This is a genomic window from Streptomyces sp. ISL-99, assembly GCF_018614005.1.
Taxonomy (GTDB): domain Bacteria; phylum Actinomycetota; class Actinomycetes; order Streptomycetales; family Streptomycetaceae; genus Streptomyces; species Streptomyces flavidovirens.
In genome coordinates, this window is the sequence record NZ_JAGGPC010000083.1 from 1 (window position 1) to 13,792 (window position 13,792).

Genomic DNA, 13,792 nt, shown 5'->3' on the forward strand with positions numbered 1-13,792 from the left:
ATCGACATCCGCACCCACCCCATACGACAACGTCGGCCTTCAAGACCACAACCGGGTCTTGAAGGCCGACGTCACGCACAGGCCCGAATTAACCAACAGCATCCCGCCGGGGCCGGGCGGTACAGGAGCGGGACGGGCTCAGAAGGTGAGCTTCCAGCTGTCGATGTAACCGGTGTCCTGCGTGGCGATGTCCTGGACTCTGAGCTTCCAGGTGCCGTTGGCCGCTTCGCTCGACGCGTCCACCGTGTAGGTGGCGATCACGTTGTCGGCCGAGTCGCTGCTGCTGGAGCTCTTCAGCCGGTACGCCGTCCCGTCGGGCGCGACCAGGTCCACGACCAGGTCACCGCGCCAGGTGTGCTTGATGTCCACGCCCACCTTGAGCGCGGCCGGGGCGTTGCCCGTACGGCCGGAGACGGTGACGGAGGAGGTGACGGCCGCGCCGTTGTCCGGGACGGCGACGTCGGTGGTGTTCTCGTGCACGTCGCCGGGCGGGACGGTCGGCTCGGTGCCCAGAGCCCATACGGCGTGGGCGATCGCGTCGCTGTTGCGGTCCAGGGCGGTGTCGTTGATGTTCGCCGTGGTGTCGCAGGACGAGTGGTAGCAGCGGTCGAAGGCGGTGCCCGCGGTGCCGCCCCACTTCTGGGCCTGGGCACTCGTCTTCGTACGGCTGGCGCCGGTGAAGAGGCCGCCGACCGGTATGCCCACGTTCTTGAAGTTCGCGTGGTCGGAGCGGCCGTCGCCCTCGGTCTCGATCTCGGTGGGGACGCCGATGCCCGCGTAGTAGTCCTTGAAGGTCTTCTCGATGGCCGGATCGTCGTCGTAGACGAAATAGCCGGGGTTCGGCGAGCCGATCATGTCGAAGTTGAGGTAGCCGGAGAACTTCGAACGCTCGGTGGCGGGAAGGCTGTTGACGTACGCCTTCGAGCCGACGAGCCCGAGCTCCTCCGCGCCCCACCAGCCGAACCGCAGGTGCTTTGTGGGCTTGAGCTGGGCACGGGAGACGGCGAGCGCGGTTTCCAGGACGGCGGCCGAGCCGGACCCGTTGTCGTTGATGCCGGGTCCCGAGCTGACCGAGTCGAGGTGCGCGCCGGACATCAGGATCTGGTTCGGGTCGCCGCCCGGCCAGTCGGCGATCAGGTTGTAACCGGTCGCGCCGCTGGAGGTGAACGTCGTGACGGACGTGGTGAATCCGGCGGCGTCCAGCTTGGCCTTGAGGTAGTCGATGGAGGCCTTGTAGCCGGGGCGGCCGTGGGCGCGGTTGCCGCCGTTGGCGGTGGCTATCGACTGGAGCTGGGTGAGGTGCGCCTTGACGTTGGCGAGGGGTATGTCGGGGGCGGCGAGGGGAGCGAGGGCGGTGGCAGAGGCGGTCGGGGCGGCGGACGCGGCGGGCGCGGTGGCGGCGACCAGGCCGGTGAGGGCCAGGGCGACGGCTGTGACGGCGGTGCGTCTGGGAGTCGGGCGGCAGGAGACGCTGGAGAGGTTCATGTGGGGGCTCCGGATTCCGTACGGGGACAAACGGAACGTGCGGGACGCCCCGGCACGCGGGTGACGGCGCGGGGCGCTGGAGCTGTTGGTGCATGGGCTGCGCGTGGCTGTGCGTGGGCGGTGCGTGCTGCATGTTCAGCGAGAGTTTGACTCTTCGTCAAGAGCGGAAACCGGTCAGTGGTGTTCGGATGCCGGACGGCGTACGAGATAGGCGAGACCGCCGCGCGTGGCTGTGCCCCGGTCGGCATCGAGCGAGATCGAGCCCGCGCGGGTGGTGAAGGCAAAGGTCTTCGCGCGCGGCTTGTCGGCGCAGGCCACCTGCTGCCGGGTCCCGGACCTGCCCGAGGTGACGGTGAGGGTCACCGATCCCTCGCCCGCGCAGGCGGCCTCGATGAGCAGGGGAGTGCCGGCGGCGATCTCGCTGCGGGCGGCGCCGTCGATGCCGTCGGTCGTCGACAGTACGAACGTCCCCGCGTCGTCGAGCGTGTCCTGGTCGGTCAGAGCGGCAGCGGCGACATCGCCGAGCTGCTGCTCGCTGAGTAAGCGGGGCCGGGCTTTGCTCGCCGCCTGCTGTGGTTCGGGAGCCGACGGCGTAACGCAGGCCGCCGAACCGGTGAGAAAGGCGAACGCGGTGAGTGCGGCGGCAGCCGGGCGTATGGCGTGCTTCATCAGGTCCCCCGTCGGTCGAGTCGGTCAATCGACCATGCCGCCCGGCGGGGGAGAGCGACCCCGACTTGAGCCAAGCCAGAGCTTCAGGGCTTCAGTGGACGCAGAATTCATTGCCCTCGGGGTCGGTCATGACCACCCATTCCCCTCCGGCCTCCTTCACGCGACGGGCGACGGCGGCGCCCAGCGTCTCCAGGCGGGCGACTTCGGCCTCCCGCGTTCCCGGCTCGCTGTGCACGTCGATGTGCAGCCGGTTCTTGACCGTCTTCGTCTCCGGTACGCGTTGGAAGAGGATCCGGCGGCCGAGGCCCGCACCGCTGTCCTCGTCGTACGGGTCGTCCGGATGCCGGACGGCGACCAGATCACGCCATGCGCGGCGGCCGTGGGACTCCACCGCGACCTCCTGCGGTACGGCGCCGAAGCCGATGAGGCGCTCGATGAGCGCGCTGTTGTCCTCCACCTCGTAGCCGAGGGCGTCGGCCCAGAAATCGGCCTGCGGGTGCGGGTCGTTGGCGTCGACGACGAGCTTCCAGTGCAGTGTCATGCTAACCATTTATATTGGTTACGTGATGGAGTCAGTGACAGAAACGCCGGGGCTGACCCTGCGTACGCCGGAAGGCCGCCCTTACCTCTTCGACCCGGGAGCCCTCTGCCTTGAGCTGCTTCCGACCGGCGGCCCCGGCCTGCTCGCCCGGTACGAGGTCTTGCACGAGCCGGCCGATCTGGCGCGATGGGCGGCGCGGAGCCGGCTGCCGGGCGGGCTCGACCTGACGGTGAGCGCGAGCGAGCTGGCGGACGCGCGCGCCCTGCGGGACGCGCTCCACCGGCTGGCCGCCGACCGGGCCCACGGCCGGGGCCTGGCTGTGGGCGACCTCGACGTGGTGAACGCGCGGGCGGCGCGGGAGCCGCTGGTCGCCCGGATCGACGTGGGCGCGGGCGTGGGCGCCGTACGCGCGTGGGCGCCGGGCGCCACGGGGGACCAGCTGCTGTCGACGGTGGCCCGCGACGCGATCGACCTGTTCACCGGACCGTACGCCCGCCGCATCCGCGAATGCGGCTCGCACGACTGCTCCCTGCTGTTCGTCGACACCTCACGCCCCGGCCGCCGCCGCTGGTGTGCGATGGAACGCTGCGGGAACCGCAACAAGGCGCGTGCCCACCGGGCCCGCCGGAGCGGGAGCGGGGCGAAGGAGAAAAGCTGATACCCACCGGACTCACGAAGGACGCGGGCGGGAGATCGGAGTCTCCCGGACGCTGCCGCATTCGCCCGCCGCCGTATGGGAATTCATCGCGAGGCCCGAGAGTGTCGCGCTCTGGCTTGGCGCGGGCGCGGAGCTGACCGCCGAGAAGGGCGCTGCGTACCGTACCGACGAAGGTGTCACGGGGGAGGTCCGCAGCTACCGGCCCGGTGACCGCATCCGCCTCACCCACGGGAGCACGACCGTGCCGGTCACGGTCTCGGCCGCCGCGGCGAACGCCGAGAAGGCTGTACTCCGCTTCCGCCAGGGCATCTGGCCGGCGCCGAAGAAAGCGAGGCCAGGCGCGCACTGGCGCGCGGTGATGGACGCGGTGACCGCCGCGGACCCGTCGAGAGCCGCCATATTGGGTACGACGCAGTGAAGGTCCAGTTCGGATTGTCCGCGCAGCCTGCACTCCATGTAATCCGCAAGGTTGCCGATGCCTACGCGACGCTACGGGCGAATACTTGGAACGGGGATCTCGGCAACCCTGCCTCCAACCGGCGAAGGCAAGTGGATTCCAACCCGGTTGTCTTCCGTGCGGACGCGGCGCAAGCGTACGACGACCGCTGTCTGTCCTGGCAACTCGACGAGCGGACAGTGCCCCTTTGGACATTGGCCGGGCGGGTCAAGGGAATTGGCTTGGTCGGGAGCGCTGAGCAACTGTTGAATCGTTCCCGGGTACGGGACCGGCAGCTGCGGTCCAAGTTGCAGAAGGAGAACACCAAGTCCGCCAAGCGGCGCGCCCAGCGGCGGCGCCGCAAGGAGGCGCGGCGGGCTAAGGACATCAACCACAAGATCGCAAAGCGAATCGTGGTCGAGGCTGAACGCACCGGGCGCGGAATCGGTCTGGAAGAGCCGACCGGGATCCGTGAACGGGTACGGCTGAGAAAGCCCCAACGGGCCACGCTCCACTGCTGGGCCTTCGCCCAGTTGGGGAACTTCATCACATATAAGGCCCGCCGGGCAGGGGTGCCAGTGGTGTATGTCGATCCGGCGTATACCTCCCGAACCTGCTCCGAATGCGGGCATGTGGACAAAGCGAACCGGGCCTCTCAGGCTCGGTTCGCGTGCCGGTCGTGCGGGTTCGTTGATCACGCCGACCGAAATGGCTCCCGCAATATCCGCGCCCGTGCGCTGGAGTTGTGGCGATGCGGGGTCGAGTCAGCGGCCCCTGCCATCCTGCGACAGAGGGTGGCTGGACGCGGACGACGTATCACAGCCAGTGATGCCCGTACTGCAAGCCCGTCGCGGTAGCGGCGGGTAGTTGACAGTGCCTTCTTCCTTCGACAATCGAGGAGAAGGTCACCCGGTTCGGGAAGGGGCGGGTGGGGAAGGGACAGCTCCGCCGCCCGCCCCCTACGGGGCAGGCGTAGACGCGGGCGCGGGATCAGACGCCGGGTCGGACGCGCCACCCGCATCCGCAGCACCACCCGCACCGGCCTCCACACCCACGCCCGCCACGCCACCCGCCCCCACCGCCGCAAGCCGCCGCGCCGCCTCCGTCCGCCCCCGCCGGGCGTTCCGCAGCGCATCCCACGTCAGCAGTGCCAGCGCCGCCCAGACCAGCGAGAAGCCGGCCCACCGCTCCGGCGGCATCGCCTCGTGGAAGTACACGACGCCGAGCCCGAACTGGAAGACCGGCGCCAGGTACTGCAACAACCCGAGCGTCGACAACGGCACCCGTATCGCCGCCGCCCCGAAGCACACCAGCGGCGCGGCGGTCACCACACCGGTAGCGGCGAGCAGAGCCGCGTGGCCGGCTCCCTCCGCGCCGAAGGTCAGGTTCCCGTGCGACCCGATCCACAGCAGGTAGCCCAGCGCCGGCAGAAACTGGATGGCGGTCTCGGCGGCCAGTGACTCCACGCCGCCCAGGTTGACCTTCTTCTTGACCAGTCCGTACGTCGCGAACGAGAACGCCAGGGCCAGAGAGATCCACGGCGGCCGCCCGTACCCGACAGCCAGGACGAGCACCGCCGCGAAGCCGACCCCGACCGCCGCCCACTGCGCGGGCCGCAGCCGTTCCTTCAGCAGCAGGACGCCCATGGCGATGGTGACCAGCGGGTTGATGAAGTAACCGAGCGACGCTTCGACGACCTGGCCGCTGTTGACGGCCCAGATGTAGAGCCCCCAGTTGACGGTGATGACCGTCGCGGCGACGGCGATGAGCCCCAGCCTGCGCGGCTGCCGGACCAGCTCCCCGACCCACGCCCACCGGCGTACCGCCACCAGCACCACGCCGACGACGGCGAGCGACCACACCATGCGGTGGGCCAGGATCTCCATCGCGCCGGCGGGCTTGAGGAGTGGCCAGAAGAGGGGGACGAGGCCCCACATCCCGTAGGCGCCGATGCCGTACAGCAACCCTGATCGCTGTTCTTTGGCCGACTTCACAGGCTTCACAGGCCCTCCCGACGCGCGCCCACCAATCCGCTGAAGGTAACGCCGATCCCGCTCGCCTGTCATGTCCGTATTGCATGACGGTCATGACGGTCATGGCAGTCACGACAGCCGGTGGTGCGGATGCGAGAGGGGCGCCCGGTCCGATGACCGGGCGCCCCTCTTCGCGTACCGGAAAGGCTCAGCCGACGACGGTCCAGGTGTCGTTGCCCGCGAGCAGCGCACCCAGGTCGCCCTTGCCGTTCCGCTCGATGGCGGTATCGAGCTGCTCGGCCATCAGCGTGTCGTAGACCGGGCGGTCGACGCTGCGCAGTACCCCGATCGGGGTGTGGTGCAGCGTGTCCGGGTCGGCGAGGCGCGAGAGCGCGAACGCCGTCGTGGGCGAGGCGGCGTGCGCGTCGTGGACCAGGATCTGCGACTCGTTCGCGGGCGTCACCGCGACGACCTTGAGGTCACCGGTGGCGGCGTCCCGTACGACACCCTTGGCGCCCTCGGCGCCGAAGCGGATCGGCTGCCCGTGCTCCAGCCGGATCACGGCCTCCTCGGCCTGCTGCTTGTCCTTGAGGGCCTCGAAGGCGCCGTCGTTGAAGATGTTGCAGTTCTGGTAGATCTCCACCAGCGCGGTGCCGGGGTGGTCGGCGGCCTGCCGCAGTACCTCGGTGAGGTGCTTGCGGTCCGAGTCGACCGTACGGGCGACGAAGCTGGCCTCGGCGCCGATGGCGAGCGACACGGGGTTGAAGGGCGCGTCGAGCGAGCCCATCGGCGTCGACTTGGTGATCTTGCCGACCTCGGAGGTCGGGCTGTACTGGCCCTTGGTCAGCCCGTAGATCCGGTTGTTGAAGAGCAGGATCTTGAGGTTGACGTTGCGCCGCAGCGCGTGGATCAGGTGGTTTCCGCCGATGGACAGCGCGTCGCCGTCACCGGTCACCACCCACACACTCAGGTCACGCCGCGAGGAGGCGAGGCCGGTCGCGATCGCCGGCGCGCGGCCGTGGATCGAGTGCATCCCGTAGGTGTTCATGTAGTACGGGAAGCGGGACGAGCAGCCGATACCGGAGACGAAGACGATGTTCTCCCTCGCCAGCCCGAGCTCGGGCATGAAGCCCTGCACGGCGGCGAGGACCGCGTAGTCACCGCAACCGGGGCACCAGCGCACTTCCTGATCGGACTTGAAGTCCTTCATCGACTGCTTGGCCTCGGCCTTGGGCACCAGCGAAAGCGTCTCGTTCGCCTTAGGCATCGTTGGCCTCCTTGAGAGCCGTGGCGAGCTGCTCGGCCTTGAACGGCATTCCGTTGACCTGGTTGTACGAGTGGGCGTCGACCAGATACTTGGCCCTGAGCAGGGTGGCCAGCTGTCCGAGGTTCATCTCGGGCACGACCACCTTCTCGTAACGCCTCAGAATCTCGCCCAGATTCCGGGGGAACGGGTTGAGGTGGCGCAGGTGGGCCTGCGCGATGGGTGTCCCGGCCGCGCGGAGGCGGCGTACGGCGGCCGTGATCGGGCCGTACGTCGAGCCCCACCCCAGCACCAGCGTCCTGGCGCGGTCCGGGTCGTCGACCTGAAGGTCCGGGACCTCGATGCCGTCGACCTTGGCCTGCCGGGTGCGGACCATGAAATCGTGGTTGGCCGGGTCGTACGAGATGTTGCCCGTGCCGTCCTGCTTCTCGATGCCGCCGACGCGGTGTTCAAGACCCGGAGTGCCGGGCACCGCCCACGGACGCGCCAGCGTCTGCGGGTCGCGCTTGTACGGCCAGAAGACCTCGGTGCCGTCGGCGAGCTCGTGGTTCGGGCCGGTCGCGAACTGCACGCGCAGGTCCGGGAGCTCGTCGATTTCGGGGATCCGCCACGGCTCGCTGCCGTTGGCCAGGTAACCGTCGGAGAGCAGGAACACCGGCGTCCGGTACGTCAGCGCGATGCGTGCCGCGTCCATGGCCGCGTCGAAGCAGTCGGCGGGGGTCCTGGGCGCGACGATCGGCACCGGGGCCTCGCCGTTGCGCCCGTACATCGCCTGGAGCAGGTCGGCCTGTTCCGTCTTGGTCGGCAGGCCCGTCGAGGGCCCGCCGCGCTGGATGGCGACCACCAGGAGCGGCAGCTCCAGCGACACCGCGAGACCGATGGTCTCCGACTTCAGCGCCACACCGGGGCCCGAGGTGGTGGTGACGGCCAGCTGCCCGCCGAACGCCGCGCCGAGCGCCGCACCGATGGCCGCGATCTCGTCCTCGGCCTGGAACGTCCGCACGCCGAAGTTCTTGTGCTTGCTGAGCTCGTGCAGGATGTCGGAGGCCGGAGTGATCGGGTACGAGCCCAGGTAGAGCGGCAGGTCCGCCTGCTGGCTCGCGGCGATCAGCCCGTAGGACAGGGCCAGGTTCCCGGAGATGTTGCGGTACGTGCCCGGGGGGAACGCCCGGGTGGCCGGGGCGACCTCGTAGGAGACCGCGAAGTCCTCGGTGGTCTCGCCGAAGTTCCAGCCGGCCCGGAACGCCGCGACGTTCGCCTCGGCGATCCGGGGCTTCTTGGCGAACTTCGTCCGCAGGAACCTTTCGGTGCCCTCGGTCGGCCGGTGGTACATCCACGACAGCAGCCCGAGCGCGAACATGTTCTTGCTCCGCTCGGCCTCCTTCCGGGACAGGCCGAAGTCCTTGAGCGCCTCGATCGTCATCGTGGTCAGCGGCACCGGATGGACGTTGTACGCGTCCAGTGAGCCGTCCTCCAGCGGAGAGGTCGCGTAGCCGACCTTGGCCATCGGGCGCTTGGTGAACTCGTCGGTGTTGACGATGATCTCCGCGCCGCGCGGCAGGTCCGCGATGTTCGCCTTCAGCGCGGCGGGGTTCATGGCCACCAGGACGTTCGGTGCGTCGCCGGGCGTCAGGATGTCGTGGTCGGCGAAGTGCAGCTGGAAGCTGGATACGCCCGGCAGCGTGCCGGCGGGCGCCCGGATCTCGGCCGGGAAGTTCGGCAGCGTCGACAGATCGTTTCCGAAGGTGGCCGTCTCCGAAGTGAAGCGGTCGCCCGTGAGCTGCATGCCGTCACCGGAGTCACCCGCGAAACGGATGATCATCCGATCGAGGCGGCGGATCTCTTTTTCGAAGGGCTTTTGGCCCGCCATGCTGCGCTGTTCCCCGACGACGGTGTCATTCGCTCCGTCGGCACCATCGGCTCCGTCGGCCTTCTCGGCCGGGCTACTGACCTGGCTGGTCACTGAACTGGACCTCCCTCGAGGCGGCTGCTCGGGGCCCGCCGGCCGGCCGGTGGCCCCAGGGCCCACCCTACGTCGGTAAGGGTGCCCTTCCCTGGGGTTATCACATGCTGGACCCCGTTTTGAGACGCTCCACTGCCCTGCTTTGCCATATTTTGCCCGCCCCCCGGCGCTCTGCTCGAAGACGCTCCGTACTCATCCTTTGGTTCCAGGACCCTCGGCCGGATCACCTGCCGGGTCCCTAGGTGTTCAGGTACGTCAACACCGCCAGCACCCGGCGGTGGTCACCGTCGCTGGGCGAGAGTCCGAGCTTAAGGAAGATGTTGCTGACGTGCTTCTCGACGGCGCCGTCACTCACCACCAATTGCCTGGCGACCGCCGAGTTCGTCCGGCCCTCGGCCATGAGGCCCAGGACCTCCCGCTCGCGGGGTGTCAGCCCCGCCAGCACGTCCTGCTTGCGGCTGCGGCCCAGCAACTGCGCCACGACCTCGGGGTCGAGCGCGGTCCCGCCCCGGGCCACCCGGACGACGGCGTCCACGAACTCACGCACCTCGGCCACCCGGTCCTTGAGCAGATAGCCCACGCCCCGGCTCGACCCGGCCAGCAGTTCCGTCGCGTACCGCTCCTCGACGTACTGCGAGAGCACCAGGACCCCGATGTCCGGGTAGTCCTTGCGCAGCCGCACCGCCGCCCGCACGCCCTCGTCGGTGTGGGTCGGCGGCATCCGTACGTCCGCCACCACCACATCCGGCAGCTCGCCCTGCGACGCCAGCTCCCCCACTGTCTTGATCAGCGCTTCCGCGTCCCCGACGCCCGCGACGACATCGTGTCCGAGATCGGTCAGCAGCCGGGTCAGGCCCTCCCGAAGCAGCACTGAATCCTCGGCGATGACGACCCGCACCCTGTCCTTCACGACCCCGTAGCCCCCCAGCAATTGATTGCTCCGCACCCGTCGAACCCCAGCATCCAGCATCCGGACCGGCGCGGGCCCAGGTGCTGGGAATAGTGGCGTACGACTCGGAAGCGGGCGGCGGGGCAGGCGGGAGGCAGTCGGGGGAGCGGGCGGCGGGCAGCGCCGGTCAGCCCCGCCAGGGCAGCTCGGCCGTGACCGTGGTCGGCCCGCCCGCCGGCGAGTCGACGACCAGGATTCCGTCGACGGCGTCCAGCCGCTCCGCGAGCCCCGCGAGACCCGAACCGGCCGTCGTGTCCGCGCCGCCCTGCCCGTCGTCGCCCACCTGGAGCATCAGCCGGTCCTCCGTCTGCCACACATCGACCGTGGCCCGCGACGCCCGTGCGTGCTTGCTGACGTTCTGGAGGAGCTCGGAGACGGTGAAGTACGCGATGCCCTCGATGGCCGGGGCCGGCCGCGCCGGAAGGTCCACCTCCACCTGCACCGGCACCGTGCACCGGGAGGCCACCGCCGAGAGCGCCGCGTCCAGACCGCGGTCGGTCAGGACGGCCGGGTGGATGCCGCGGGCCAGGTCCCGCAGCTCCTGAAGCGCGATCTTCACCTCGCCGTGCGCCTCGTCCACCATGCGCGCCGCGGCTTCCGGGTCCTGCGTCAGCTTCTCCTTGGCCAGCCCCAGATCCATCGCGAGAGCGACGAGCCGGGCCTGCGCCCCGTCGTGCAGATCACGCTCGATGCGCCGCAGGTCGGCGGCCGCGGTGTCGACGACGACGCCCCGGTCCGACTCCAGCTCCGAGACGCGGGTGGCGAGCCTGGACGGGCCGAGCAGCCCGGCCACCAGCACCCGGTCCACGGTCACCAGGCCGCGTATGACCCAGGGGGTGGCGAGGGTGAGGAGCAGGCCGAACGCGCTGGTCACGGCCAGTTCACCGGCCTCGTCGAGGTAGATGTGGTGCGTGCTGTCGCCGTACAGCTGGATACCGTCCGCACCGGCGTAGACCGGGAACACCCACTGCCACAGCGGGTACGTCAGCATGGCCCAGCCGTACGACCACAGGACCAGCGACACCGAGAAGGCGAACACCGCCCAGGGCAGATGCAGCACGGCGTACAGCAGATGACGCCAGGACGTTCCGCTCCTGAGCATCGCGACCATCCAGGACATCGGCCCGCCACCCGGTTTCGCGCGCACCGGCGCCGGGTCCGCCACGTCCAGCTTCAGCATCCCCCTGGCGCGGGCCCGCTCCACGGCCCCGAAACCGCGGCAGCCGGCCAGGCACGCCGCCAGTACCGGTACGCCCAGGAAGGTGATCAGCAGGCCCATGCCCAGCGACGTCATGGTGACCGCGAAGACGAAGAACAGCACGCTGACCGGCAGGCTGAGCATCAGATAACCGAACTCGCGCCAGGTCCGGGCCTCGACCGGCGCGCGCAGCGCCGGAGGAAGGACGTGCCTCCTCCGGGGCCGGTCATCGGGCGCCCACTGGTCCCCGGTCTGCCGTGCGTACTCCGTGGCCATCGCTACCGTCCGTTTCTGCTCTGGTGGTTCTGGTGAGCGTTGCTGGGTGTGACCCAAGAATGCTGGGACGGACAGACCGGAACCATGAGGCCGGTCACCGTTTCCGACCGGGGGTTTCCCCCACCCCCGCACGGTGCTCGGCCACACCGTCGCGGCCGTCGCGGTCGCGCCACGGCAGCTCCGCCGCCACTGTGGTTGGCCACGCACGGTCCGACAGGTCTGACCGCTCCGACCAGTCGTAATCTGGGAGGTGGTCGCCGCCGCTGACGGTCATGGTGCTCAGCCTGCCGGGCGCCGACCACGGAAGCCATGGGGTAACTGGGTGCGCGGAAGCAGGGACAACCCCACCCCGGTTTGAGACGGCTGCTTACCCGGCTTTTACCAGGGCCTAGACTCCCGTGCGTACAGATCGCCGAACGAGGCGAACGAGGCCAGGGAGCGAGAGGGGCGGACGTGCCGGAACCGACGGTTCTCGCGGACGGGTACTTCCAGAGTTACTCGGTCGTCGGACTGCTCGCAGTCATCGGCGTCCTCTTCGTCGCCGTGGCCTTCGGCGCCGGGCGCCTGCTGCGCCCCGTCGTGCCGACGCCGGAGAAGCTGCTGACGTACGAATGCGGCGTGGACCCGGTCGGAGAGGGCTGGGCGCACACGCAGGTCCGCTACTACGTCTACGCCTTCCTGTACGTGATCTTCGCCATCGACTCGGTCTTCCTCTTCCCCTGGGCGACGGTCTTCGCCGCGCCCGAATACGGTGCGACGACGCTGGTCGAGATGTTCATCTTCCTCGGCTTCCTGGCCGTGGGACTGCTGTACGCATGGAAGAAGGGCGTCCTCGAATGGACGTGACCCGCGTGACCCCCGTGACCCCTGTCGATCTCCCCGAGCCGACGCTGCCGCCGCTCTCCGGGCCGAAGCGCCTGGGAGCGCTCGCGCGCCTCGCCCCCGAGCCCATGAAGGTGGTCCTGAACTGGGGCCGCCGCTACAGCCTGTGGGTCTTCAACTTCGGTCTCGCCTGCTGCGCGATCGAGTTCATCGCCGCGTCGATGGCGCGCCACGACTTCATCCGGCTCGGCGTGATCCCCTTCGCGCCGGGACCGCGCCAGGCCGACCTGATGGTCGTCTCCGGTACGGTCACGGACAAGATGGCCCCGGCCGTCAAGCGGCTGTACGAGCAGATGCCCGAGCCGAAGTACGTCATCTCCTTCGGCGCCTGCTCCAACTGCGGCGGCCCGTACTGGGACTCGTACTCCGTCACGAAGGGCGTCGACCAGATCATCCCGGTCGACGTGTACGTACCGGGCTGCCCGCCTCGCCCCGAGGCTCTGCTCCAAGGCATCCTCAAGCTCCAGGAGAAGATCGCCCGCGAGTCCCTGAGCGAGCGTTACGGCCACGGCCGGCCCTCCACGGCAGCCTTGCGCAGCGGCCTCGTCCCGCCGCCGGCCCCGGGGGAGGCTGCGAAGTGAGCGAGGCGACCAACACGACGGCGTACGACAGCCTGCCCGACGCCGTCACCGAGATCTTCGGCGAGGAAGCGACCGCCGAGCGCGGCTACGACCTGCTCACTGTCGACGTCCCGGTCGGCTCGTGGATCGCGGCGCTCGAAATCGCCCGCGACAAGCTGGGCTGCACCTACTTCGACTGGCTGAGCGCGGTCGACGAGCCGGGCACGGGCTTCCGCGTCTGCGCCCACGTCGTCGCCCTCGAAGGCCGTACGGTACGACGCCTCCTGCTCCGTACGACCGTCCCGCACTCGGCGCCCGCCGTCCCCTCCGCCGTCGAGATCTACGCGGGCGCGCAGTGGCACGAGCGCGAGACGCACGAGATGTTCGGCGTCGACTTCACGGGCCACCCGCACCTGGCGCCGCTCCTCCTGCCCGAGGGCTTCGAGGGCCACCCGCTGCGCAAGGACTTCGTCCTGGCGGCCCGGGTCGCCAAGGCGTGGCCGGGCGCGAAGGAGCCGGGGGAGTCGGACCACGGCGGCCCCAAGCGCCGCCAGATGCTGCCGCCCGGCGTACCGGACCCGAACGAGTGGGGCCCCCTGAAGGGCCAGCTCCCACCGGCTCCGGCCCGCCCCGCACGCACCCCCCGCGCGGCCGGCGCGGCAGCCGACCGCCCGCCACGCCGCGCCCGCAGCGTGACCGAAGGCTCGACAACCCAGGCGACAGAGACAACAACACCGCCCCCGGAAGGCACGGCCTCACGTCCGCCGCGCCGCGCCCGCAGCGTGACCGAGGGCTCGGCGAGCCAGGCGACGGAGTCGGCTACACCCACCAGCGAGGCTGCGACCCCGGCCGCGCCGGAGCGGGCGCGGAGCGTGAGCGAAGGCTCGGCAAGCGAGACGGCGGAAGCCGCGACGGACGCGACGCCCGCGACGCCCGCG

At 69.9% G+C, this 13,792-nt stretch carries 14 protein-coding genes; 6 read left to right on the top strand and 8 right to left on the bottom strand.

Annotated elements, in window-relative coordinates:
* Positions 1-138 precede the first annotated feature (138 nt).
* The 3 genes from J7E91_RS33505 to J7E91_RS33515 all read right to left on the bottom strand — a co-directional run bounded on the left by J7E91_RS33505 (position 139) and on the right by J7E91_RS33515 (position 2,695).
* Positions 139-1,485, bottom strand: a complete 1,347-nt coding sequence (locus J7E91_RS33505) for a M28 family metallopeptidase (RefSeq protein ID WP_214910874.1) — start codon at positions 1,483-1,485, stop codon at positions 139-141.
* A gap of 174 nt (positions 1,486-1,659) precedes the next feature.
* Complete coding sequence (locus J7E91_RS33510; protein ID WP_214910876.1) at positions 1,660-2,154, bottom strand: hypothetical protein; 495 nt, start codon at positions 2,152-2,154, stop codon at positions 1,660-1,662.
* A gap of 91 nt (positions 2,155-2,245) precedes the next feature.
* Positions 2,246-2,695 carry a VOC family protein gene (locus tag J7E91_RS33515; protein ID WP_214910894.1) on the bottom strand — a complete coding sequence of 150 codons (450 nt, stop codon included), beginning with the start codon at positions 2,693-2,695 and terminating at the stop codon, positions 2,246-2,248.
* A gap of 25 nt (positions 2,696-2,720) precedes the next feature.
* On the opposite strand from J7E91_RS33515, the gene J7E91_RS33520 reads away from it, so the two are divergent.
* From J7E91_RS33520 to J7E91_RS33530, 3 genes are all read left to right on the top strand, one after another.
* Complete coding sequence (locus J7E91_RS33520; RefSeq protein ID WP_214910878.1) at positions 2,721-3,353, top strand: ABATE domain-containing protein; 633 nt, start codon at positions 2,721-2,723, stop codon at positions 3,351-3,353.
* 241 nt (positions 3,354-3,594) lie between these two features.
* Positions 3,595-3,771 (top strand): hypothetical protein, encoded by a 177-nt coding sequence (locus J7E91_RS37135; protein ID WP_308377539.1) that lies wholly within the window; start codon positions 3,595-3,597, stop codon positions 3,769-3,771.
* Between the two features lie 218 nt (positions 3,772-3,989).
* A complete protein-coding gene (locus tag J7E91_RS33530) occupies positions 3,990-4,646 on the top strand; it encodes an RNA-guided endonuclease InsQ/TnpB family protein (protein WP_374224816.1) in 657 nt (218 codons plus the stop codon).
* 102 nt (positions 4,647-4,748) lie between these two features.
* Here J7E91_RS33530 and rarD read toward each other — a convergent pair whose 3' ends face one another.
* From rarD to J7E91_RS33555, 5 genes are all read right to left on the bottom strand, one after another.
* Entirely contained in the window at positions 4,749-5,783 is a 1,035-nt protein-coding gene (rarD, locus tag J7E91_RS33535; protein WP_308377541.1) for an EamA family transporter RarD, read from the bottom strand.
* Positions 5,784-5,970: 187 nt separating this feature from the next.
* The gene (locus J7E91_RS33540) at positions 5,971-7,029 is read right to left on the bottom strand and encodes a 2-oxoacid:ferredoxin oxidoreductase subunit beta (RefSeq protein WP_214910882.1); all 1,059 of its coding nucleotides are present in this window, start codon (positions 7,027-7,029) and stop codon (positions 5,971-5,973) included.
* Complete coding sequence (locus tag J7E91_RS33545; protein WP_214910884.1) at positions 7,022-8,989, bottom strand: 2-oxoacid:acceptor oxidoreductase subunit alpha; 1,968 nt, start codon at positions 8,987-8,989, stop codon at positions 7,022-7,024. Before J7E91_RS33545 ends, J7E91_RS33540 begins: the two co-directional genes overlap by 8 nt.
* A gap of 238 nt (positions 8,990-9,227) precedes the next feature.
* A complete protein-coding gene (locus J7E91_RS33550) occupies positions 9,228-9,887 on the bottom strand; it encodes a response regulator transcription factor (RefSeq protein ID WP_308377542.1) in 660 nt (219 codons plus the stop codon).
* Between the two features lie 178 nt (positions 9,888-10,065).
* Positions 10,066-11,412, bottom strand: a complete 1,347-nt coding sequence (locus J7E91_RS33555; RefSeq protein WP_214910888.1) for a sensor histidine kinase — start codon at positions 11,410-11,412, stop codon at positions 10,066-10,068.
* Between the two features lie 453 nt (positions 11,413-11,865).
* On the opposite strand from J7E91_RS33555, the gene J7E91_RS33560 reads away from it, so the two are divergent.
* The 3 genes from J7E91_RS33560 to J7E91_RS33570 all read left to right on the top strand — a co-directional run.
* Positions 11,866-12,258 carry an NADH-quinone oxidoreductase subunit A gene (locus J7E91_RS33560; protein ID WP_308377540.1) on the top strand — a complete coding sequence of 131 codons (393 nt, stop codon included), beginning with the start codon at positions 11,866-11,868 and terminating at the stop codon, positions 12,256-12,258.
* Positions 12,249-12,875: an NADH-quinone oxidoreductase subunit B gene (locus J7E91_RS33565; RefSeq protein WP_214910890.1), complete on the top strand. Its 627-nt coding sequence runs from the start codon at positions 12,249-12,251 to the stop codon at positions 12,873-12,875. The genes J7E91_RS33560 and J7E91_RS33565 overlap by 10 nt, the downstream gene beginning before the upstream one ends.
* On the top strand, positions 12,872-13,792 hold a 921-nt coding region (locus J7E91_RS33570; protein WP_214910892.1), incomplete at its 3' end, for an NADH-quinone oxidoreductase subunit C. The genes J7E91_RS33565 and J7E91_RS33570, both read left to right, overlap by 4 nt.

Excerpts from the sequence above, each read along its gene's own strand:
- J7E91_RS33505 (WP_214910874.1), bottom strand. The coding sequence starts at position 1,485 with ATGAACCTCTCCAGCGTCTCCTGCCGCCCGACTCCCAGACGCACCGCC.
- J7E91_RS33510 (WP_214910876.1), bottom strand. The coding sequence starts at position 2,154 with ATGAAGCACGCCATACGCCCGGCTGCCGCCGCACTCACCGCGTTCGCC.
- J7E91_RS33515 (WP_214910894.1), bottom strand. The coding sequence starts at position 2,695 with ATGACACTGCACTGGAAGCTCGTCGTCGACGCCAACGACCCGCACCCG.
- J7E91_RS33520 (WP_214910878.1), top strand. The coding sequence starts at position 2,721 with ATGGAGTCAGTGACAGAAACGCCGGGGCTGACCCTGCGTACGCCGGAA.
- J7E91_RS33540 (WP_214910882.1), bottom strand. The coding sequence starts at position 7,029 with ATGCCTAAGGCGAACGAGACGCTTTCGCTGGTGCCCAAGGCCGAGGCC.
- J7E91_RS33555 (WP_214910888.1), bottom strand. The coding sequence starts at position 11,412 with ATGGCCACGGAGTACGCACGGCAGACCGGGGACCAGTGGGCGCCCGAT.
- J7E91_RS33565 (WP_214910890.1), top strand. The coding sequence starts at position 12,249 with ATGGACGTGACCCGCGTGACCCCCGTGACCCCTGTCGATCTCCCCGAG.